This window comes from Streptomyces sp. NPDC020362 (assembly GCF_040642095.1).
GTDB lineage: Bacteria > Actinomycetota > Actinomycetes > Streptomycetales > Streptomycetaceae > Streptomyces.
In genome coordinates, this window is sequence record NZ_JBFAET010000017.1 from 69,515 (window position 1) to 91,088 (window position 21,574).

The 21,574-nt window shown below is 68.8% G+C and carries 18 protein-coding genes; 10 read left to right on the top strand and 8 right to left on the bottom strand.

Annotated features, from left to right (window positions below):
• Positions 1-526: 526 nt before the first annotated feature.
• Complete coding sequence (gene dnaA / locus AB0H32_RS10280) at positions 527-2,521, bottom strand: chromosomal replication initiator protein DnaA (protein ID WP_361117252.1); 1,995 nt, start codon at positions 2,519-2,521, stop codon at positions 527-529.
• A 374-nt stretch (positions 2,522-2,895) separates the two neighbouring features.
• On the opposite strand from dnaA, the gene rpmH reads away from it, so the two are divergent.
• The 9 genes from rpmH (at position 2,896) to AB0H32_RS10325 (ending at position 9,829) form a co-directional block, all read left to right on the top strand.
• Positions 2,896-3,033: a 50S ribosomal protein L34 gene (gene rpmH, locus AB0H32_RS10285; protein WP_005482975.1), complete on the top strand. Its 138-nt coding sequence runs from the start codon at positions 2,896-2,898 to the stop codon at positions 3,031-3,033.
• 21 nt (positions 3,034-3,054) lie between these two features.
• A complete protein-coding gene (gene rnpA / locus AB0H32_RS10290; RefSeq protein WP_361117256.1) occupies positions 3,055-3,426 on the top strand; it encodes a ribonuclease P protein component in 372 nt (123 codons plus the stop codon).
• A complete protein-coding gene (gene yidD / locus AB0H32_RS10295; protein ID WP_361117259.1) occupies positions 3,423-3,788 on the top strand; it encodes a membrane protein insertion efficiency factor YidD in 366 nt (121 codons plus the stop codon). The genes rnpA and yidD overlap by 4 nt, the downstream gene beginning before the upstream one ends.
• Positions 3,789-3,791: 3 nt before the next feature.
• The gene (gene yidC / locus AB0H32_RS10300) at positions 3,792-5,072 is read left to right on the top strand and encodes a membrane protein insertase YidC (RefSeq protein WP_361117262.1); all 1,281 of its coding nucleotides are present in this window, start codon (positions 3,792-3,794) and stop codon (positions 5,070-5,072) included.
• A 15-nt stretch (positions 5,073-5,087) separates the two neighbouring features.
• On the top strand, positions 5,088-5,600 hold the full coding sequence (locus tag AB0H32_RS10305) for a R3H domain-containing nucleic acid-binding protein (protein ID WP_361117265.1): 513 nt from the start codon (positions 5,088-5,090) through the stop codon (positions 5,598-5,600).
• A 116-nt stretch (positions 5,601-5,716) separates the two neighbouring features.
• Positions 5,717-6,433 (top strand): 16S rRNA (guanine(527)-N(7))-methyltransferase RsmG, encoded by a 717-nt coding sequence (gene rsmG / locus AB0H32_RS10310; protein ID WP_361117268.1) that lies wholly within the window; start codon positions 5,717-5,719, stop codon positions 6,431-6,433.
• Positions 6,434-6,720: 287 nt separating this feature from the next.
• A complete protein-coding gene (locus AB0H32_RS10315) occupies positions 6,721-7,794 on the top strand; it encodes a ParA family protein (RefSeq protein WP_361117303.1) in 1,074 nt (357 codons plus the stop codon).
• Entirely contained in the window at positions 7,791-8,894 is a 1,104-nt protein-coding gene (locus AB0H32_RS10320) for a ParB/RepB/Spo0J family partition protein (RefSeq protein WP_361117270.1), read from the top strand. The genes AB0H32_RS10315 and AB0H32_RS10320 overlap by 4 nt, the downstream gene beginning before the upstream one ends.
• A gap of 317 nt (positions 8,895-9,211) precedes the next feature.
• Complete coding sequence (locus tag AB0H32_RS10325) at positions 9,212-9,829, top strand: GNAT family N-acetyltransferase (RefSeq protein WP_361117273.1); 618 nt, start codon at positions 9,212-9,214, stop codon at positions 9,827-9,829.
• A gap of 80 nt (positions 9,830-9,909) precedes the next feature.
• Here AB0H32_RS10325 and trxA read toward each other — a convergent pair whose 3' ends face one another.
• The 7 genes from trxA to AB0H32_RS10360 form a co-directional block, all read right to left on the bottom strand.
• On the bottom strand, positions 9,910-10,239 hold the full coding sequence (gene trxA / locus AB0H32_RS10330; protein ID WP_361117276.1) for a thioredoxin: 330 nt from the start codon (positions 10,237-10,239) through the stop codon (positions 9,910-9,912).
• 75 nt (positions 10,240-10,314) lie between these two features.
• Positions 10,315-11,262: a thioredoxin-disulfide reductase gene (gene trxB / locus AB0H32_RS10335; RefSeq protein WP_361117279.1), complete on the bottom strand. Its 948-nt coding sequence runs from the start codon at positions 11,260-11,262 to the stop codon at positions 10,315-10,317.
• 170 nt (positions 11,263-11,432) lie between these two features.
• A complete protein-coding gene (locus AB0H32_RS10340) occupies positions 11,433-12,368 on the bottom strand; it encodes a hypothetical protein (RefSeq protein ID WP_361117281.1) in 936 nt (311 codons plus the stop codon).
• Entirely contained in the window at positions 12,365-13,090 is a 726-nt protein-coding gene (sigM, locus tag AB0H32_RS10345; RefSeq protein ID WP_361117284.1) for an RNA polymerase sigma factor SigM, read from the bottom strand. Before sigM ends, AB0H32_RS10340 begins: the two co-directional genes overlap by 4 nt.
• A gap of 26 nt (positions 13,091-13,116) precedes the next feature.
• Complete coding sequence (locus AB0H32_RS10350) at positions 13,117-14,835, bottom strand: protein kinase family protein (RefSeq protein WP_361117287.1); 1,719 nt, start codon at positions 14,833-14,835, stop codon at positions 13,117-13,119.
• A 118-nt stretch (positions 14,836-14,953) separates the two neighbouring features.
• Positions 14,954-17,344, bottom strand: coding sequence for a murein biosynthesis integral membrane protein MurJ (gene murJ, locus AB0H32_RS10355; RefSeq protein ID WP_361117290.1), 2,391 nt, complete (start codon positions 17,342-17,344; stop codon positions 14,954-14,956).
• A 45-nt stretch (positions 17,345-17,389) separates the two neighbouring features.
• The gene (locus tag AB0H32_RS10360) at positions 17,390-19,759 is read right to left on the bottom strand and encodes a DUF6049 family protein (protein WP_361117293.1); all 2,370 of its coding nucleotides are present in this window, start codon (positions 19,757-19,759) and stop codon (positions 17,390-17,392) included.
• A 256-nt stretch (positions 19,760-20,015) separates the two neighbouring features.
• On the opposite strand from AB0H32_RS10360, the gene AB0H32_RS10365 reads away from it, so the two are divergent.
• The gene (locus tag AB0H32_RS10365; protein ID WP_361117296.1) at positions 20,016-21,458 is read left to right on the top strand and encodes a CCA tRNA nucleotidyltransferase; all 1,443 of its coding nucleotides are present in this window, start codon (positions 20,016-20,018) and stop codon (positions 21,456-21,458) included.
• The last annotated feature ends 116 nt before the right edge of the window (positions 21,459-21,574 follow it).

Consider the following 21,574-nt stretch of genomic DNA (forward strand, 5'->3'; position numbering starts at 1 on the left):
GGGCTGCCCGTGGACAACTTCTTGCACAGCCTGTGGATCCTTGCTTCGTCCACAGTCTGTGGAGATCGTTCGTCCACGATTCCACAGGCTGCTGAGCTGGGCGGACGCTGCTTCCCCAGGCTTCCTGTGGATGCAGTTCGGGACAACTCCACAGTCCCCAGGATGTGGACGGAAGAAAGTCACCGAATCTGTGGAGAGTGGCCGTAACCAGGCACTTATTCGAACACCGGGTGGCCGGGGAGGGGCGGCTGCGGGACAGCGGCAGGGCGGTGACGGGGCGGTGACGGGGCGCGGGCAGGGTGGTGGAAGGGCGGGAGCAGGGCGTTGGAAGGGCGGGGGAGGGCGAGGGGATGGCGGGGCGAGCCGTCGGCCGGCCGTTCCAGGGAGGCGTGGGCAGGGAGGCGTCGGCAGGCGGGGACGAGCCGTCGGGCGGGGCCCGGCCATGGGTGCCGGTGGCCGCCGCGAACGTGAAAAGGCGCCTCCGGGATGTCCCGGAGGCGCCCTCGGTGCCGTTCTGCGGCCGGTGTCAGCCGTTCTTGATGCGGTTCGTCAGCTCGGTCACCTGGTTGTAGATCGAGCGGCGCTCGGCCATCAGCGCGCGGATCTTGCGGTCGGCGTGCATGACGGTCGTGTGGTCGCGGCCGCCGAACTGCGCGCCGATCTTCGGCAGGGACAGATCGGTCAGCTCGCGGCACAGGTACATGGCGATCTGCCGGGCGGTGACCAGCGCGCGCCCGCGCGAGGTACCGCACAGGTCCTCCACCGTCAGCCCGAAGTAGTCGGCGGTGGCGGCCATGATGGCCGTCGCGGTGATCTCCGGGGCGCTGTCCTCGCCGCCCGGGATCAGGTCCTTCAGGACGATCTCGGTCAGGCCCAGGTCCACCGGCTGCCGGTTGAGCGAGGCGAACGCCGTCACCCGGATCAGCGCGCCCTCCAGCTCACGGATGTTCCGCGAGATCCGTGAGGCGATGAACTCCAGTACCTCCGGCGGGGCGTTGAGCCGCTCCTGGACCGCCTTCTTGCGCAGGATCGCGATGCGGGTCTCCAGCTCGGGCGGCTGGACGTCGGTGATCAGACCCCACTCGAAACGGTTCCGCAGCCGGTCCTCCAGCGTGACCAGCTGCTTGGGCGGCCGGTCACTGGAGAGCACGATCTGCTTGTTGGCGTTGTGGAGCGTGTTGAAGGTGTGGAAGAACTCCTCCTGCGTCGACTCCTTGTCCGCGAGGAACTGGATGTCGTCGACGAGCAGGATGTCCATCTCGCGGTAGCGCTTGCGGAAGCTGTCGCCCTTGCCGTCGCGGATGGAGTTGATGAACTCGTTGGTGAACTCCTCCGAGCTGACGTACCGCACGCGCGTGCCCGGGTAGAGGCTGCGTGCGTAGTGCCCGATCGCATGCAGCAGATGCGTCTTGCCGAGCCCCGACTCCCCGTAGATGAACAGGGGGTTGTACGCCTTGGCCGGCGCCTCGGCGACGGCCACCGCGGCCGCGTGCGCGAACCGGTTGGAGGCGCCGATGACGAACGTGTCGAAGAGGTACTTCGGGTTGAGCCGCGCGGTCGGCTCACCGGGGCCGCTCGCAGGCGCGGGCTGTGCGGCCAGCGGACCGGGCGCGCCGCCTCCCGCGGCCGACGGCAGGTCCGGGCGGCCGGGGCCGCCGCGGTGCACCGGGCCGACGCCGGAGGGCGGTTCGGGCAGCTCACGGCGGACGGGGTCGCGCTGGTCGTACTCGGCCCGGGACGCCTCGTACTCGGAGCGCGGCGAGTCGTAGTCGGAACGGTCGTACTCCGGCCGCGGGGAGTCGTAGTCCGGGCGCGGGGAGTCGTACTCGGAGCGTTTCTGGTCGTAGGACGGGCGGTCCCTGCCCTGCGCGCGGTAGTCCTGGCCCGGCGGGCCGTAGGCGTCCTGTCCGGAGGAGCCGTAGGTGTCCTGCGACGGCGAGGCGTACGGGTCGCGTTCGGGGAAACCGAGGCGCGGCTGCTGCCAGCTGTACTCGTCCTGCGCGGACCGCGGCCAGGCACCGGGCTCGGGGCGCTGGTACTCGGACGGGTACGCGGGGCGGGCGGTGGGCAGCTGGTCCCCGCGGGAGAGCGGTTCGCCTCCCGGGAACTTGTCGCCGGAGCGGTGCCGGCCGTAGCCCTCGTACGGTCCGGAGGGCAGCTCCGGCTCCTCGTAACGGGGCTGCGGCTCCTCGTAGCGCTGCTGTGGCTGATGTACCGGCGGTGCGGAGGGGGCCGGCGGTTCGCCCGCGGAGTCGTCCACGGTGATCGCGATCCGGATGGGGCGGCCGCACTCGCGGCTCAGGGTCTCGCTGACGACCGGGGCGAGACGGCCTTCCAGGACACCTTTCGCGAATTCGTTCGGCACGGCGAGCAGAGCGGTGTCCGCGACCAGCGCCAGCGGCTGGCAACGCCGGATCCAGTGCTCGTCCTTCGCCTCGACACCCTGTCCGCGGCCCTCACCGAGGAGCTGCTCCAGTACTCGTGGCCACACTGCGGCAAGATCGGCAGGTACGTCAGCCACAGGGCACGCTCTCTCGCAGGTCCCACGAACGTGTGGTTCGGGGACGGGTCGGGATGAAAATCGGGTCGGGCGGGGATAAGGGAACGAATCGGAGTCCAGCCACGGTAGTCAGCGCGGCCGGTACGGTTCAAGTTGTTGTCCCCAGCCTGTGGATAGTGTCTCTCCGTGACCCTCGGTTTGACCGGATGGCGTAGCCCCGCGTACCGTAACCAGGTCGAGTTGTCGATGGCTGCTGCCGCCTGCCTCCGATGGGCACAGATCGCGTCAGGTGATCGGGAAGCGGTGCACTCGGGCGTGACGCGAGCTACTCGTGGGCGCACGGTGACAGCCAGGACGGCACCCCGCCACTACCGATTTATTTCTGGAGCCCCCGAGTGAGCAAGCGCACCTTCCAGCCGAACAACCGTCGTCGCGCGAAGACCCACGGCTTCCGCCTGCGGATGCGTACCCGTGCCGGTCGCGCGATTCTCGCGAACCGCCGTAGCAAGGGTCGCGCCAGCCTGTCCGCCTGATCCTGATCAGGTCATGACGTCGTGCTGCCTACCGAGCATCGGCTGAGGCGGCGCGAGGACTTCGCGACCGCGGTACGACGGGGGCGTCGGGCAGGCCGCCCGACCCTCGTCGTCCACCTTCGTAGCGGTGCCACGGACCCGCACGCGCCTGGGGAGAGCGCTCCCCCGACGCGTGCGGGTTTCGTCGTGAGCAAGGCCGTGGGTGGCGCGGTCGTGCGCAACACAGTGAAGCGCAGACTGCGCCATCTGATGCGTGACCGAGTCGCCCTGTTTCCTCCCGGTAGCCTGGTAGTCGTACGAGCGCTGCCCGGAGCGGGCGACGCAGACCACGCACAGCTGGCCCGAGACCTGGATGCCGCTCTTGAGAGGCTCCTGGGAGGGGGCGCGCGATGAAGTACCCGCTGCTGGCTCTGATCAAGCTGTACCAGTGGACGATCAGTCCGTTGCTGGGGCCGGTGTGCAAGTACTACCCGTCGTGCTCCCACTACGGCTATACGGCCATCGACCGGCACGGTGCGATCAAGGGCACGGCACTCACCGCCTGGCGCATCCTCCGGTGCAATCCGTGGTCGCTCGGCGGTGTGGACCATGTTCCGCCGCGCAAGCGCCCGCGGTGGCACGAAATGCTGCGCGACGCGTGGCGTGCACGCAGGGGCGGGACCTCCGCCGCCGAACCGGCCATCGAGGAGAAGCCTCAGTCCGAGCTTCCTTCGAGCCCGGCCGCAGAGACCTCGTCCCATGCCCAAGGAGCATGATTAGTGGACACGATTGCCAGCTTCTTCAGCTTCATCACGACACCCGTTTCCTGGGTCATCGTCCAGTTCCACACGGTGTACGGCAAGATCTTCGGCCCTGACACCGGGTGGGCCTGGGGCCTGTCCATCGTGTCCCTGGTGATCCTGATCCGCATCTGCCTGATCCCGCTCTTCGTGAAGCAGATCAAGGCCACGCGTGCGATGCAGACGCTCCAGCCGGAGATGAAGAAGATCCAGGAGCGCTACAAGAACGACCGGCAGCGCCAGTCGGAAGAGATGATGAAGCTGTACAAGGAGTCGGGTACCAACCCGCTCTCCTCGTGCCTTCCCATCCTGGCGCAGTCCCCATTCTTCTTCGCCCTGTACCACGTGCTCAACGGCATCGCGACGGGCAAGACGATCGGCGTCATCAACGAGTCGCTGCTTGCCAGCGCTCGTCAGGCGCACATCTTCGGTGCCCCGCTGGCCGCGAAGTTCATGGACAGCGAGGAGACGGTCAAGGCGCTCGGCGCCTCGCTGATGGACGTCCGGGTCGTCACCGCGGTCATGATCGTCCTGATGTCGGCCTCGCAGTTCTACACGCAGCGCCAGCTGATGACGAAGAACGTCGACACCACGGTGAAGACGCCCTTCATGCAGCAGCAGAAGATGCTGATGTACGTCTTCCCGGTCATGTTCGCCGTCTTCGGTATCAACTTCCCGGTCGGTGTCCTCGTCTACTGGCTGACCACCAACGTGTGGACCATGGGTCAGCAGATGTACGTGATCCACAACAACCCGACCCCGGGTTCCAAGGCGCAGGCCGCCTACCTGGAGCGCCTGACCAAGCACGTCACGCACCACGGCAAGATCCGCCGGCGCAGCGAGAAGGCCATCGTCAAGGCGATCGTCACCAAGGGTCGCGACCGCAACGAGTTCGAGCGCAAGTTCATCAACGCCCTGAACAAGGCGGGCCTCGCGGCACAGGCCGACGGCGTTGTGGTGAAGAGCGAACCGCAGGCCGCGGCTCAGACCGAGGACGGTACGACCATCGCCACCGCCACCGGCACCGCCGCGCGGCGTCAGCAGCCCAAGCGCCAGACCAAGGCCCAGCGTCAGTCCGGTCCCAAGCAGCCGGGCGACGACACGTCGACCACCTCCTTGGAGAAGTCCGACGAGCCTGAGGACGCCAGGCCCGCCGCTGCGAAGCAGCCTCAGAAGCCCGGCTCCGGCACCCGTAGCAAGGCCCAGTCGGGCCAGCGCAAGGGTGGCCCGCAGCGGCCCAAGTCCCCGTCCAAGAAGTAAGAAGGAGCCCATCCCGTGACGGAAGGCACCACCTCCGCTGCTGCCGAGGGTGCAGACACCCTGACCCGCCTGGAGCAGGAGGGTGAGATCGCGGCGGACTATCTGGAGGGTCTGCTCGACATCGCCGACCTCGACGGCGACATCGACATGGACGTCGAGGCCGACCGGGCCTCCGTGTCGATCATCAGCGACACCAGTACCAGGGACCTGCAGAAGCTGGTCGGCCGGGACGGCGAGGTGCTGGAGGCGCTTCAGGAGCTGACGCGCCTGGCCGTGCACCGGGAGACCGGCGATCGCAGCCGGCTGATGCTGGACATTGCCGGCTACCGGGCCAAGAAGCGGGCCGAGCTGTCCGAGCTGGGCGCGAAGGCCGCCGCAGAGGTCAAGAGCACCGGTGAGGCCGTGAAGCTCAAGCCGATGACCCCCTTCGAGCGCAAGGTCGTGCACGACGCGGTCAAGGCCGCTGGACTGCGGAGCGAGTCCGAGGGCGAGGAGCCGCAGCGGTTCGTCGTCGTGCTTCCTGCCTGATCGGCACCTACGTTTCACCGGCCCCGTCTGCCTGCAGACGGGGCCGAACTTTGTCAGCCTGGTAGTTCTGGTGGCCGGTGCGCGGAGCGCCGGCGCCCTACGGAAGGACGGTCCCCGTGACGGAGGCAGCGGAGCTTCCCCCCGCGCCCGAGCAGGCGCGGGAAGTGTTTGGTGATCGCTTCGCCGATGCGGTCCGCTATGCGGAGCTGCTCGCCGAGGCGGGCGTGAAGCGTGGCCTGATCGGTCCGCGTGAAGTGCCCCGTCTGTGGGAGCGGCACCTGCTGAACTGCGCGGTGCTCTCGGAGGCAGTCCCCGAGGGCGTGACGGTGTGCGACGTGGGCTCGGGGGCCGGCCTGCCGGGCATTCCGCTGGCGCTGGTCCGTGAGGACCTGAACATCACCCTGCTGGAGCCGCTGCTGCGGCGCACCACGTTCCTGACCGAGGTCGTCGAGCTGCTGGGCCTGGACCACGTCACCGTGGTACGAGGCCGGGCCGAGGAGGTCATGGGCAAGCTGCCACCCGTCCACGTGGTGACCGCCCGTGCCGTGGCTCCGCTGGACCGCCTGGCCGCCTGGGGCATTCCCCTGCTGCGCCCGTACGGCGAGATGCTCGCTCTGAAGGGTGACACCGCCGAGGAGGAGCTGAAGGCGTCGGCCACCGCGCTCGCCAAGCTCGGCGCGGTGTCTACGTCCATCCTGCATGTGGGAGAGGGCGTGGTGGATCCCCTGTCCACGGTCGTACGGGTCGAGGTGGGGGAGAGCCCGGGCGGTGTGCGGTTCGCGGCCAAGCGGGCCAAGGCGGCACGAACGGGGCGGGCGCGCCGTCGTCGCTGACCGGGGATGCGGGCGTCTCTGATCCGTCCCGGCGAAGAGACGTACTCCACACAAGCTGCCAAATCTACGCGAGTCGGAGTGTCGCGAAGCCCCGGTCCCCGCCGCTGTGCATCGTGTTTCACGTGAAACGTCGCTCACTGCTGCACGGCATCATCAGTCGCGGCCGCGCTGCGGCCGAACCCCGGGATCGGAAGCCTCTCGGTTCACTCGGAGAGGTACCGGAGTTGTCCACAGAGGTGGATTTCTCCACAGAACAACAGGCCTCACTGGTTCACCACCCCGAAGGCATGGGAGGCTCTGTTCATTGCGAGCCTGTAGTCGAGGAGAGTGAATCCTTGCGGTCCGACGCCAACATCGCGGGACCGATGACCGATCCGGTCCCCGGTCCCCGTACCGAGTCAGTGGGGGCGGATGTTTCACGTGAAACACCACCCCCGATGGACGACACTCCCATCGGTCGTGCTGCCCAACTGGCGGTGGAGGCTCTGGGCCGCGCCGGCGAAGGCTTGCCGCGGCCGGAGCAGACCCGAGTCATCGTGGTCGCCAACCAGAAGGGCGGCGTGGGCAAGACGACGACGACCGTCAACCTTGCCGCTTCGCTGGCTCTGCATGGTGGCCGTGTCCTGGTGATCGACCTGGACCCGCAGGGCAATGCCTCCACCGCCCTGGGGATCGACCACCACGCCGAAGTTCCCTCCATCTATGACGTGCTGGTCGAGAGCAAACCTCTGGCGGAGGTCGTCCAGCCGGTCCCTGATGTCGAGGGGCTCTTCTGTGCCCCTGCCACGATCGATCTCGCCGGTGCGGAGATCGAGCTGGTCTCCCTCGTCGCGCGGGAGAGTCGGCTGGAGCGGGCGATCCAGGCGTACGAGCAGCCGCTGGACTACATCCTCATCGACTGCCCGCCGTCACTCGGCCTCTTGACGGTCAATGCGCTCGTCGCGGGCCAGGAGGTCCTCATCCCGATCCAGTGCGAGTACTACGCGCTGGAGGGCCTGGGGCAACTCCTCCGCAATGTCGACCTGGTGCGGGGGCACCTCAACCCCGACCTGCATGTGTCGACCATCCTGCTCACCATGTACGACGGCCGGACCCGTCTGGCGTCCCAGGTCGCGGACGAGGTGCGCACCCACTTCGGCGATGAGGTGCTGCGGACGAGCATTCCCCGCTCGGTTCGTATCTCCGAGGCGCCGAGCTATGGGCAGACGGTGCTGACCTACGATCCTGGATCGAGCGGTGCCCTCTCCTATCTTGAGGCCGCACGAGAAATTGCCATGAGGGGCGTCGGTATCAGCTACGACCCGACTCAGCCCCACATCGGCGCACAGAGCAACCCGAGCATGGTGGAGGGGATCCAGTGAGCGAGCGACGGAGGGTGGGACTGGGCCGTGGTCTCGGCGCACTGATCCCTGCTGCCCCGACGGAGAAGACCCCGGCTTCGGCTGGGGTGGCGGGAGCGGCGTCCGCGTCCCCCGCAGCGGTACCGGTTCTTGTGTCCGACCGCGGTGTGGCCGCCGCGAAGGTGACCAATCTGCCGCCTGCTGCTCATGACGCCGAGGAGCCGTCGGTGAACGGCGCTGCGGAGGTACCTGCGCCTCCGATGGGCGCCCATTTCGCCGAGATCCCCCTCGACTCCATCACGCCGAACCCTCGCCAGCCGCGTGAGGTCTTCGACGAGGATGCGCTGCACGAGCTGGTCACCTCCATCAAGGAGGTCGGCCTCCTCCAGCCCGTCGTCGTACGACAGCTGGGTGTCTCCCGGTACGAGCTGATCATGGGCGAGCGACGGTGGCGCGCCTGCCGCGAAGCCGGCCTCGAAGCCATCCCCGCGATCGTCCGGGCCACGGACGACGAGAAGCTCCTGCTGGACGCGTTGCTGGAGAACCTGCATCGCGCGCAGCTGAACCCGCTGGAAGAGGCGGCCGCCTACGACCAACTGCTCAAGGACTTCAACTGCACGCATGACCAGCTGGCCGACCGAATCGGGCGTTCCCGCCCGCAGGTCTCCAACACCCTGCGGCTGTTGAGGCTCTCGCCGGCGGTCCAGAAGCGGGTGGCTGCCGGTGTCCTGTCTGCCGGTCACGCCCGGGCGCTGCTGTCCATCGACGACTCGGAGGAGCAGGACCGTCTGGCCCACCGCATCGTGGCCGAGGGCCTCTCGGTACGGGCCGTCGAGGAGATCGTGACCCTGATGGGTTCGCGGCCCCAGACACCCCAGCGCGCCAAGGGCCCGCGGGCCGGTGCCCTGGTTTCTCCGGCACTGACCGACCTGGCGGGGCGTCTGTCGGATCGCTTCGAGACCCGGGTGAAGGTCGACCTGGGGCAGAAGAAGGGCAAGATCACCGTAGAGTTCGCCTCCGTGGAAGATCTTGAGCGGATCCTCAGCACGCTCGCTCCGGGCGAGGGGCCGCTTCTGCAGAAGGTTCTTCAGGAGAGCGAGCCCGAGCAGGACGACGCCTGATCCTTGGGGTACCCCGCCCCGTGGGCGGAAGGGAGCGGATCGTGTCCGGTGTGCACCGGAACGCGGTCCGCTCTTTGCTTTGAGGCGCTATCAACAGAATCGCATCGTGGATACGATGCCCAAGGGTATGGCGCATCCACCTGGCAGATCTCTGAGTGGGGAGACGGGGCCATGCGATCGATGAGCCGCACCGGACTGGTGAGCGCGGGCCTGAGCCTCGGAGCGGTCGGCGGTTTCGTCGGCAGTCTCCTCAGGGAACGGAGCGCTCTGGCAGCCGCTCGCGATGCCGCGGGCGAAGGAAGCGAGGAACAGCCTTCATGGGGCGTCGGCTCGTACCGCTCACGCTGGACAACCTTCAGGACCTTCCCAAGCGCTGTCGGTCGTGTGTCTTCTGGGAGCTCGACCCCGTCAGCGGCGAGGCAGCGGTAAGAGCGGGCACCTCCGCGCTGGAGAAGGAGTCGTGGATCTCCGCCGTCCTGCTGGACTGGGGGTCATGCGGCCGGGTGGTCTATGTCGACGACGTGCCGGTGGGCTTTGTGCTCTACGCACCGCCAGCCTATGTTCCCCGTTCGACGGCGTTCCCCACGAGTCCCGTGTCGCCGGATGCCGTCCAGCTCATGACGTCGTTCATCATGCCTGGCTATCAGGGGCAGGGGCTGGGGCGAGTGATGGTTCAGGCCGTCGCCAAGGATCTGCTGCGCCGAGGCTTCAAGGCGATCGAGGCGTTCGGCGACTCCCGCTGGAAGGAGCCAGCCTGTCTGCTGCCTGCCGACCACCTCCTGGCCGTGGGCTTCAAGACGGTCCGGCAGCACCCCACGCATCCCCGTCTGCGACTGGAACTGCGCTCGACGCTGTCCTGGAAGGAAGACGTGGAGCTGGCCCTCGACCGGCTCCTGGGAGCCGTTCAGAAGGAGCCGGCGCTGCGGCCGCTCTAGAGGGTCGGAGTCAGCTGCGAGCCTTTATGCAAATGGGCCAACCCTCAGGGGGTTGGCCCATTCGTGTTTCACGTGAAACGTCACTCGGCGATGAAGTCCGCAAGGTCGCGCTCGATCGCAGCCTTGGGCTTCGCGCCGACGATGGTCTTGGCGACCTCGCCGTTCTGGTAGACGTTCAGGGTCGGGATGGACATGACGCCGTACTTGGCGGCCGTACCCGGGTTCTCGTCGATGTTGAGCTTGACGACCTCGATCTTGTCACCGTGCTCCTTGGCGATGGCCTCAAGCGACGGAGCGATCTGGCGGCAGGGGCCGCACCAGGCGGCCCAGAAGTCCACCAGGACGGGCTTGTCGTTCTTGAGGACGTCTTCCTCGAAGGAGTCGTCGGTCACGTTCTTCAGGTCGGCCACGGCAGGGCTCCTAACTGGGTGTGCGGTGGGGGCGGAGAAACAAACGTCGGACGGCGGCAGGGCTGCCTCTAAGGCCTAGGCCTTGTCCTCGTCCGCGAGGGCGGCGAGGAAGCGCTCGGCGTCCAGGGCTGCGGAGCAACCAGTGCCGGCCGCGGTGATCGCCTGTCGGTAGGTGTGGTCGACCACGTCGCCAGCCGCGAAGACACCGCTCAGGTTGGTGCGGGTGGACGGGGAGGCGACCTTCAGGTAGCCCTCCTCGTCCAGGTCCAGCTGGCCCTTGAACAGCTCGGTGCGCGGGTCGTGGCCGATCGCGATGAACAGGCCGGTCACGGGCAGCTCCGACAGCTCGCCGGTCTTGACGTTGCGCAGCTTCAGGCCGGAGAGCTTCTGGTCGCCCTGGATCTCGGCCACCTCGCTGTCCCAGACGAACTTGATCTTCGGGTCGTTGAAGGCACGCTCCTGCATCGCCTTCGAGGCGCGCAGGCTGTCACGGCGGTGGACGATGGACACGGACTTGGCGAACCGGGAGAGGAAGGTGGCCTCCTCCATCGAGGTGTCGCCACCACCGATCACGGCGATGTCCTGGTCCTTGAAGAAGAAGCCGTCACAGGTGGCGCACCAGGAGACACCGCGGCCGGAGAGGGCGTCCTCGTTCGGCAGGCCGAGCTTGCGGTGCTGGGAGCCCGTCGTGACGATGACGGCCTTCGCCCGGTGCACCGTGCCCGCGGTGTCCGTGACGGTCTTGATCTCACCGGCCAGATCGACGGAGACGATGTCGTCCGGAATCAGCTCGGCGCCGAAGCGCTCCGCCTGCGCCCGCATGTTGTCCATCAGGTCGGGGCCCATGATGCCGTCGCGGAAGCCCGGGAAGTTCTCCACCTCGGTGGTGTTCATCAGCGCGCCACCGGCGGTGACGGCCCCCTCGAACACCAGGGGCTTCAGCGATGCGCGGGCGGTGTAAAGCGCCGCCGTGTAGCCCGCGGGCCCGGAGCCGATGATGATCACGTTACGGACGTCGCTCACGGGTTGATTCCTCGTCTCTGGTCTGCGTCAGTCGACCGGTGGGAGCCCCTTTCGGGACTCTCACCCCACCCAACGGATCCTACGGGGCGCGCATTCCCGCTGTGTCCGGGCACACGGGGATCGCCCACGGCACGGATGACCGAGAGGACCGAGACGACGCCCTTCGGGTCTCAGGGGCGAGCGAGGGACTGCTTGAGCAGTACCTTGCCCGGGGAGGAGGGCTCACGGTCCATGCAGGCCGCGTCGACGACATAGGCCGTGACCCGCGTGCTGTCGTCGGCGTCGCGCAGCACGACGAGATAGGCGCTCTTCCCGGCGTACGTTCCCGTCTTGGCGCCGAGAACATCAGCGCTGCGGGAGATCGCGTTCCGGACGCATTCGGGGACAGCGGGCTGGGTCTGGATGAATGTGTGGGCGCTCTGGCTCGACCCCGGGGTGTTCTGCTCCGAATCGACACCTGACCGTGGCCGCTCGCTTGCGGAGCCCGTGCCCTTGTCGGCGGAGAGCAGACCCTTCACCTGGTTCTGGACGCTGTCCCCGGAGAAGGTGGTGACGGACGGCGTCGGCTTGCTGTGAGCCGTCGTGTCGGAGCCGCCACTGCCGAGGGACTGCAGGACCAGAGATCCGGCCCCCAGAACGGCAGCGGTGAGAACGGCCCCCAGGACGACGGTCCTGCGGCGCCGACCGCGCACGCGCCCCTTGCGCCCCGGGCCCGTCGCCCCGTGGGGGCGTCCGACGGGACGGTCTGTCGAGGGCGATGTTTCACGTGAAACACCAGCGCCGGTGACCTGACCGTCCGGCTCCCCGGCCCCGGAGACCGTGACCGTCGTTCCCGGTGCCTCGGGCGCGGTGGCGTTCAGCAGCGCTTCGGCGGCGAGGGCGGCATCGATTCGTTCGGCGACATCCGCCGGCATGCGCGGCGGATCCGGCACGGAGCCCAGCAGTCCCTGGATCTCCTCCAGCGAGGCATAGACGTCCGCGCACAGCCCGCAGCCTTCCAGGTGACGCCGTACCTCTGTGGTCCGGTCCGGCGGGAGGAGGCCTTCGGTGAGGTCGGAGATCTCCGTGACGTCCGGGTGCCCGGCCGTGTCCGTCGTGGAAGTCACGCTCGCCCACCTCCGCCCTTCACTACGGTTGAATCGCTCGGACCCGTACCTCCGGGACCTCGGTGGTGCGGTCCCGTCGCTGGTGGGACGGATGTCCCCTGCACCCGGTTCCGTCCCGGCCCGGGTTCTTTTTCGTCATCCGGGTTTCCGGGCCGTAGATGGGTCAGCAGGGGCAGGAGCCGGGCTCTGCCGCGGGCGCACCGGCTCTTCACCGTCCCTGTGGGCACATCGAGGATCCGAGCGGCCTCGGCCACGGGGTAGCCCTGCATGTCCACGAGGACCAGAGCGGCACACTGCTCCTGCGGAAGCGTGCCGAGTGCCTCGATGAGCTGTCGGTGCAGATCGTTCCGCTCGGCAGGAGCGGAAGCCGACTCGTGGGGCTCCAGCAGCTGCTCCAGCCGCTCGGTGTCGTCGACGGGGGCGGTCTTCCGGGAGTCCGCCTTGCGGGCCCGGTCCAGACAGGCATTCACCGTGATCCGGTGCAGCCAGGTCGTGACAGCCGACTGCCCCCGGAAGGTGTGCGCAGCCCGATAGGCCGACACCAACGCGTCCTGGACGGCGTCAGCGGCCTCCTCCCGGTCCCCGAGCGTCCGCAGCGCCACCGCCCACAGCCGGTCCCGATGCCGCCGCACAATCTCGCCGAAGGCATCGGGGTCGCCTTCCACATGGCGGGCGAGCAAGTCCCGGTCGCTCACTCCGTCGTATCCGGCGCCCTCTGCCATCTGCCCCCTCCGGGTCGGGTGAGACGTCAGCCCGCGAACTGGACTTCGCCGATGGCCTGCTTGTAGCCGGCGTCGCCGTACAAGGTGGCGTCGTAACCCGACTTCGGCACGGCCGTCAGCCACACGAGGACGTACTGCGTCTTCACGGACTTCTTGAGCTTCACCGTAGCGGTCGTGCCGGTGGTGGTGACAGAGCCGATCTTCGTCATCGAGTCGAGCGACCCAGGTGTCAGCGAATCGGCCGAGTACAGGTCGATCGTCGTGTGATCACCGGGGTAGCGGAGGTCGAGGGTGGCGGCGCCGAGATTCTTCGCCGAGCCGAGGTCGTAGACGATTCCGACGCCGGGCTTGAGCGGTGCGATCGCGGGGCCCGCGTTGAAGGACTTGGTGCGCCAGTACGTGGACGCGTTGCCGTCGTAGGTGTTGTCGACGTCGTTGGGGTGCTGGGGGCCGCCCTCGGCGATGAACTCCTGAGCGTGCTGGATCTTTATCGGAGCCAGCTTCGGCCTCGGGGCGTTCTTGCCGCCGCCGTCCTGCGTCTGTGTGTTGTTGGTGTCGTTCGACTTGTCGCTCTGGCCCATCAGCGCGTCCGCCAGCTGCCAGCTGCCCAGGCCGAGGGCGGCGATGAGGAGCGCCGACACGGTCCACTTCAGTACCTTGCCGGTACGGCTCTGGAGCGGGGGCGGCGGGGTGGCGATCGGCTGCGCGACCCCAGGACGCGGTGCTGTGCGGCCGTACGTGCCCTGGTGGTACGTCGTGCGCTGGTACTCCGGCGGAGCCGTGAACGAAGGCTCCGGCGGGCGGATGCGGGGCATCTCGCCGATCGCCTTCACCAGTTCCTCGGGCGTGGTGCACGGAGCCTCATGACGGGACGCCGTGGCCCCGTCGTTGACGAGGGCCCGCATGGTGAGTTCGGACAGGCCACGGTGGACACCGGCCCGCACCTGGTCCGGTGCGATCAGACCGATGGTCTTGGGCAGGCCGGACAGACCGTAGGCGTCGTTCTCGTACGGCCAGCGCTGGGTCAGCGCCGCGTACAGCAGAGCGCCGATCGACTCCGTGTCGGTGCGCTGGGGGGTGTCGGAGCTGATGCCACGCAGTGCCGCGTTCACGGCGAGGCCGCGGATGCGCCACTGTCCGGTGGAGGCGCGCAGCACGGCGTTCGGGTTCAGCCGTAGATGGGCGAGGCCCTCGCGGTGTGCGGCGGCCATGGCGGAGGCGACCTGACTGACCATCTGGTAGGCGTCGTGCGGCTCCAGCGGGCCGGCCGCGAGCAGCGCGGTCAGCTCGGTCGCATCGGGTAGCCACTCATGGACGACGTAGACGACGTCGTTCTCCTCGACGGCGTCGAGGACCTGGACGAAGCGCGGATCGCCGAGCAGCGCCGAGGAACGGGCGGCTGCCAGTACGGATCGGGCCCGTGCATGGTCTGCGGGCAGGATGTGGACACCGACGGCCCGACGCAGTTTCTCGTCGACCGCACGCCAGCTGCTGAATCCGTCCAGACGGGTGACGCACTCCTCAAGACGGTAGCGTCTGGCGAGTTTGTGTCCGCTGTGCAGTTCAGGTGGCGAGGCCTTCTTTCCGGAAGCCTCCATCCCGCCGCTCCCCTGGGCCTCGCTGTCCGTGCCCCGTTCCGGGCTCTGGGCCACCCCGTCGGCCGTGGACTGGTCCGCCTTGGCGGTCAGCGGCTCGTCGCCGCTGTTGTCTGCCACGTCGACGGCAGCCGTGCTCCGTTCCGCCACCGTCGTCCCTGCCTCCCCATCCGTTGCACGCTGTCCGACGCCGAAACCAATTGTGCCCACAGTCCGCCGCTATGCACGACACACGACGGCGGACGATGGTTGTGCGCCTACCCCCGCCTTAGCGACCCAGACGCCCGCGGACCATTCCCACGAGCGAGTTGAGTTCGTCGATCCGCATCCGGCGGGCGGCGAGGAAGAAGACGCCGAGCAGCACCGCACCGCCGACGACGAGCGCGGCGAAGGAGCCGATGACGCCCTGGCCGAGGGTGTGCCCGATGCCGTAGCAGGCCGCGCCGCTGAGCAGCGCCGCCGGCACCGAGGCGATGCCCAGCCGGGCGTAGGTCCGCAGCACCCGGGTGCCGTCGAGGTCACCGCCCAGTCGCTTGGACAGCCGCCGCCAGGCGACGCCCACGCCGATTGCGTAGGCGAGTCCGTACGCGGCGGCCATGCCCGCTACGGCCCAGCGGGTCGGCAGCAGGAAGTAGCAGAGCGCGGAGGCGCCCGCGTTGACGGCGGCCACGATGACGGTGTTGTAGAAGGGGGTGCGGGTGTCCTCGTAGGCGTAGAAGGCTCTCAGGACGACGTACTGCACCGAGTACGGGATCAGGCCGAGAGCGAAGGCCATCAGCATGTAGCCCATGTTGGTGGCCTCGCTGGTGCCCGAGGAGCCGAAGATCAGCGTGCACATCGGGATGCCGAGCGCGACGAAGCCGAAGGCGATGGGGACGATGGCGACGGCGGTCGTCCGCAGGCCCTGTGAGATGTCGTCGCGGACGGCGCCGCTGTCGCCCTCGGCGGCCGACCGCGAGATGCGCGGCAGCAGCGCGGCCATCAGCGACACCGTGATGATGGCCTGCGGCAGACCCCAGATCAGCTGGGCGTTGGCATAGGCGGCGAAGCCGGTGCCGTCGACGTGGGAGTGCTTGCCTGCAGCGGTGGACAGCTGGGTGACGACGATGGCGCCCGCCTGGTTGGCGAGGACGAAGAGGACGGTCCACTTGGCGAGCGTCGCCGCCTTGCCGAGACCGTGCCCCTTCCAGTCGAAGCGCAGCCGCAGCCGGAACCCGGTCTCGCGCAGGTAGGGGATCATCGCCAGGGCCTGGACGACGAGACCGAGGAGGATGCCGACGCCGAGGAGGCGCTGGGCCTCCGGCGGGATGCTCGTGACCTTCATCCCGGAGTCGGCCGAGGTGCCGTACACCCAGATGAACATGCCGAGCGTCACGATGATGACGATGTTGTTCAGGACCGGGGTCCACATCATCGCGCCGAATTTCCCGCGGGCGTTGAGGATCTGCCCCATCACCACGTGGACGCCCATGAAGAAGATCGAGGGCAGGAAGTAGCGGACGAAGGTGATGCCGACCTGGTTGGCCGCCGGATCGGCCGCCACCGAGGGGGACAGCGCGTGGATCAGGAGCGGCGCGGCCACGACGCCGAGTACGGTGAGCAGGCCGAGCGCCACCATCACGAGGGTCAGAAGCCGGTTCGCGTAGGCCTCGCCGCCGTCGTCGTCCTCCTTCATGGAGCGCACCAGCTGCGGCACGAAGACCGAGTTGAGGCCACCGCCGACGGTGAGGATGTAGATCATCGTCGGCAGCTGGTAGGCGACCTGGAAGGTGTCGCCGAGCACGCCGACGCCCAGCGCCGAGACGATCAGCGCGGAGCGGACGAAACCGGTGAGCCGGGAGACCATCGTTCCCGCCGCCATGACGGCGCTGGACTTGAGCAGCCCGGAGGCGCGTCCGCCCTTCTTCGCGGCCGGAGCCGCGGGAGCGGCGGCCTGGGAGGGGCCGACGGGCTCGGGGGCCGTGGCCGGGGCCGGCACGGGAGGCTGGGCCGGGTTCCCGGCTGCGGGGGCACCGGCCTGGTAGGGGGACTCCGAGTACTGGCTCGCGTACGGAGGGTTCTGGGCCTGCGGGGACGCCGGGTACGGAGGGTTCTGGGCCTGCTGCGACGCGGGGTACGGGGTCACGGGACCCGGTCCCGTGCCTGGCGCGGCAGCGGGACCGGGGACGGCCGGAGAACCCATCGGCGCGGGCCCCCCGCCCTGCTGCTGGTCCCGGAAGAGGTGCGCAAAGGCGTCCGGCTGGTGGTACTCCTCGCCGGAGTGCGTGACCAGGTCGTCCACGCCCACGAACTGGGTCGTGCGGGGGTTGTCGCCGTACGGCAGGTGCTGGCCCGTGCCGTCCGGCTCCGGCGCCGGGGTCTGCGCCCACACGTGCGGATCGGGGGCGTACGGCGACTGGGCAGGCGGGGCGTACAGCGGCTGCTGCTGCTCGTACGTGCCCGGGGGCGGCGGCGGGTGCGCGGCACGGTCGTAGAGCGCCTCGGCGACCGGGTCCTGGGCGGTCAGATCGTGCGCCCGGTAGGGGTCCTGGTCGTAGGCGTCCTGGAGGTACATGTCCGCCGGGGGCTGCGGCGGCGCCTGGCCGGGCTCGGGCGGCGGCTCGGGGTAGCCCGAGTCGGCCGCGCCCTGGCCGCGTTCACCGTCGTACGGCGCGTTCATCGTTACCCCACCTCATCGTCCCGGGCCAACCGGCCACGACATCGCTCAACGGTCCACTCTCTCACCCGTCCCGGACGGGTCGGCGCTTTCCGGTGCGGTGTCCGGTGCAGGGTCACTCTGCTGCTCCGGGGCGTCTGCCCCGGAGGAGGCATCGGACTCCTCCGGGAGACGGTCCCCGGGGCTGCCGGGGTTCCCGGGGTCACCGGTGGTGTCCTCCCCCGCCGCGTCGGGGCCGTCGTCGTCCTCGGCCTGCCGGGCGGCCGCCCGCTTGCGCTGGGTATACATCCGGAACCCGGCGAGGACCAGCAGGAGCACGCCGCCGCCGATGACCAGCATGACCGTGGGCGTGACCTCGGTGACCTTCACGTCGAAGCTGACGGGGGCGCCGTACTCCTGGCCGTCCTCGGTGTAGAGCTGGGCGATCACCGTGACCCGGCCGTTGGCGTTGGCCGCGGTGGTGAATTTCACGGACTGGCTGTGGCCGCCGGAGACCTCGACGGGTTGCTCGTCGTAGGCCTTGCCGCCGATCTTCAGACGGGTCGGCATGGTCGAGGTGAGCCGCAGGACCAGATGGCCCACGGGCTGGACGAGGTTGTTCTGGACGGTCACCGGGATGGTGGCGCTGCGCCCGGAGAGTTTCGTCTCGGACTTGTCGATCAGCTTGACCTGGTTGGTGAGCTCGTCGAGCCAGTCCTCGACGCCGGTGCGGAAGCTGTCCGCCTCCAGGCTTCGGCCCCGCCACGACGTGGACATCTCACGGTTTATGGCCCGCCCGAACGGGGTGACCACGCGGGACTGGTCGCTGAGGATCACCTTGAAGTTGTCGAGTTTGTCCTGCGTGCGCGCGATCTGCTCGAAGGCCGTCCCGGGCAGCTCCTGCTTGCGCAGCGAGGAGGGGTACACGGACGTGGACGGGATGCGCGTGGTGGCGTCCGGGTCGGGCTTGGCCTTGACGGCCCCGGCCAGATCCTGCGCCTGGGACCAGGCCCCGCCCTGGAGCGCCTTCAGCGCCGCCGCCATCGCCTGGGCCTGGCTCGCCGACGGCATGCGCTGCGGGGCGACGAGGATGCTGCGCTGCTGGTCCGTCTGCGCGTTCACCTCAAGGCTCTGGGCCAGGAACTGCTGCACGGCGAGCGTGGCCGAGTCCGCCTTGGTCAGATCCCCCTCGAAGGACGTCGACAGCCGGGCGTCGGCGACCACCGCGGTCGTACCGCCACCGATGGGCCGGGCGGCGGAGGGCGTGTAGGACAACCCCGCGGTCTCCTGGAGGCTGTCGCTGCGGGCGATCACCCGGTCGGCGCCGGCGGAGGTGGCGACCTTGATGATCGACGGATCCACCGCGCCTTCCGCGGGCCAGGCGAAGTCGGTGCTCGGTGTGACGTGGAGCACGGTCTTCACGGTGGTGGCGGCGACGTCGGTGGCGTCCTTGAGGTGGCTGAGCGAGCCGGTGACGCGGGTGCCGTTGTGCGCGAGGGAAGCCAGGTCAGGGTCGGCGTAGGGCAGCGCGACGACCTCCTTGCCCGCCACGGCCTTCTGCAGGCCCGCCAGCCACTGCTTGGCCACTGCCTGATGGGTTCCTGCCGAGGTGGTGTTGTCGTCGTTCTGAATGCGGTAGTTGCCCGCCATCGCGTCCACCGAGGCCAGCAGGTCCGGGTCGATCACCCAGGTGACATCGAGGTCCTTGCCCAGCTCCAGCATCTGCGCCAGCCGGCCGCCCGGTGCGATCTCCTTGGCCAGGTCGTCGTCGAGGAAGACCGGCGTCTGCAGTTCACCGGCGCCCGTCTTGGCCGTCATGTGGGAATTGGAGATCAGCGGCCACAGGAAGGTCGTCTTCGTCTTCGTGTCGGCATCGGACGGCTGCCAGGGCAGGAACGTCCGCTGGATGCCGAGCACCTGGTCCCAGGGCTGTGCGGACGTCTTGCCGGACAGGGAGACACCGAACTCGTAGACGCCGTCCTCGCCGAGGTCGAGCTTGTCCACCGGCACGGAGATGCTGAAGTGCTCGGCGACGCCGGGAGGCAGCTTGGGGAAGTTCTCCACGTACTTGCCGCCGACCTCGGAGCCGGCGCCGCCCGGGAGATCGTCGGAGTGACGGGCGACGTCGTCGATCGCAGAGCGGGTGGTCAGCGGGGGGCCCACACGCAGACCGACGTGGGCGGCGGTGACGGCCTGCTTGCCGTTGTTGGTCACCGTGCCGGACACCGTCACCGTGTCCCCGTCCGTGGGGGCGCTGGGGGTGAGCGAGTCCAGGGCGACGGACACGGTGTCCGAGCCGGCGGCCTGTGCGGGCCCTGCGGCGGGCAGCTGGAGCAGCCCGGCCAGCAGGGGCGCGCCGGCGAGCAGTGCTCCCGTGCGCCGGACCCACCGGCGGGCAGGTGAGGCACTGGTCCTCTGGAAGTCTGCCGCCTCGGCCACGCGCTCGTCCGTCCCTCGTCGTCGTCAGTGGTCGTCGGAATGTGCGTCCACGCATGGTAACGATGCGCGCCGAGGTGAAGTGCCGCGGTCTGCACCACAAGATCGGGAGCCAGTGGCGACGCGTCCTCTATATCCAGTATCGAGTGGAGAGCAGATGTACGTCACAAGGGCAGCGCTTGTGCGGGTATGCCGGTGGCCTCCGGGCCCGCTTAATGGAGGCGCTTCCGGCCGCCCGGGCCACGTACCCTCTTCTGTTGTGCCGAACCCCAACGAAGACACTCCCTCTGCCCTGAGCCAGGCGCAGCAGCGCGCGGTGAGCGAGCTGCTGCGGGTGGCGCCCGTCGCCGATGACCTCGCCCGCCGATTCCAGGAGGCCGGGTTCTCGCTCGCCCTGGTCGGCGGCTCGGTCCGGGACGCGCTGCTCGGCCGGCTCGGCAACGACCTGGACTTCACCACCGACGCGCGCCCCGAGGACGTACTGAAGATCGTGCGGCCATGGGCGGACGCCCTCTGGGAGGTCGGGATCGCCTTCGGCACGGTCGGCGCGCACAAGGGCGGCTACCAGATCGAGATCACCACGTATCGGTCGGAGGCGTACGACCGCACCTCGCGCAAGCCTGAGGTGTCCTACGGCGACTCCATCGAGGAGGACCTGGTCCGGCGTGACTTCACGGTCAACGCGATGGCCGTGGCGCTGCCGGAGAAGGAGTTCATCGACCCGCACGGCGGCCTCGAGGACCTCGCGGCCCGGGTACTGCGTACCCCCGGCACACCTGAGGAGTCGTTCTCCGACGATCCGCTGCGGATGATGCGGGCCGCCCGGTTCGCCGCCCAGCTGGACTTCACGGTCGCCCCTGAGGTCGTCGCCGCGATGTCGGAGATGGCCGGGCGGATCGATATCGTCTCGGCCGAGCGGGTCCGGGACGAGGTGAACAAGCTGGTCCTGTCCGCGCAGCCACGCAAGGGACTGGCCCTGCTGGTCGACACCGGGCTCGCCGACCACGTGGTGCCCGAGCTGCCGGCCCTACGTCTGGAGCGTGACGAGCACCACCGGCACAAGGACGTCTACGAGCACACCTTGATCGTGCTGGAGCAGGCGATCGCCCTGGAACAGGACGGTCCCGACCTCACCCTGCGGCTGGCCGCGCTGCTGCACGACATCGGCAAGCCGCGTACACGCCGCTTCGAGAAGGACGGCCGGGTTTCGTTCCACCATCACGAGATGGTCGGCGCGAAGATGACCAAGAAGCGCATGACAGCCTTGAAGTACTCCAACGAGCTGGTGAAGGACGTCTCGCGGCTGGTGGAGCTCCACCTGCGTTTCCATGGATACGGCACCGGGGAGTGGACTGATTCGGCCGTACGCCGCTATGTGCGTGACGCGGGCCCGCTTCTGGACCGATTGCACAAGCTGACGCGTTCCGACTGCACCACGCGGAACAAGCGCAGGGCGGCTGCGCTGTCCCGGGCCTACGACGGTCTGGAGGAGCGCATCGCCCAGCTTCAGGAGCAGGAGGAGCTGGATGCCATCCGCCCCGACCTCGACGGCAACCAGATCATGGAGATCCTGGGCGTCGGCCCCGGTCCCGTGATCGGCAAGGCGTACAAGCACATGCTGGAGCTGCGCCTGGAGAACGGCCCGATGGAGCACGACGCGGCGGTGACGGCCCTCAAGGAGTGGTGGGCCGAACAGGGCTGAGGCTGTGGGCAGGCTGATGTTTCACGTGAAACATCAGCCTGCCGGGCGGTGGGGAAGGGGGGATATTTACGATTAGAAAAGCCCCACGTACGTCCAACGCCAGCGCCCGAAACGCC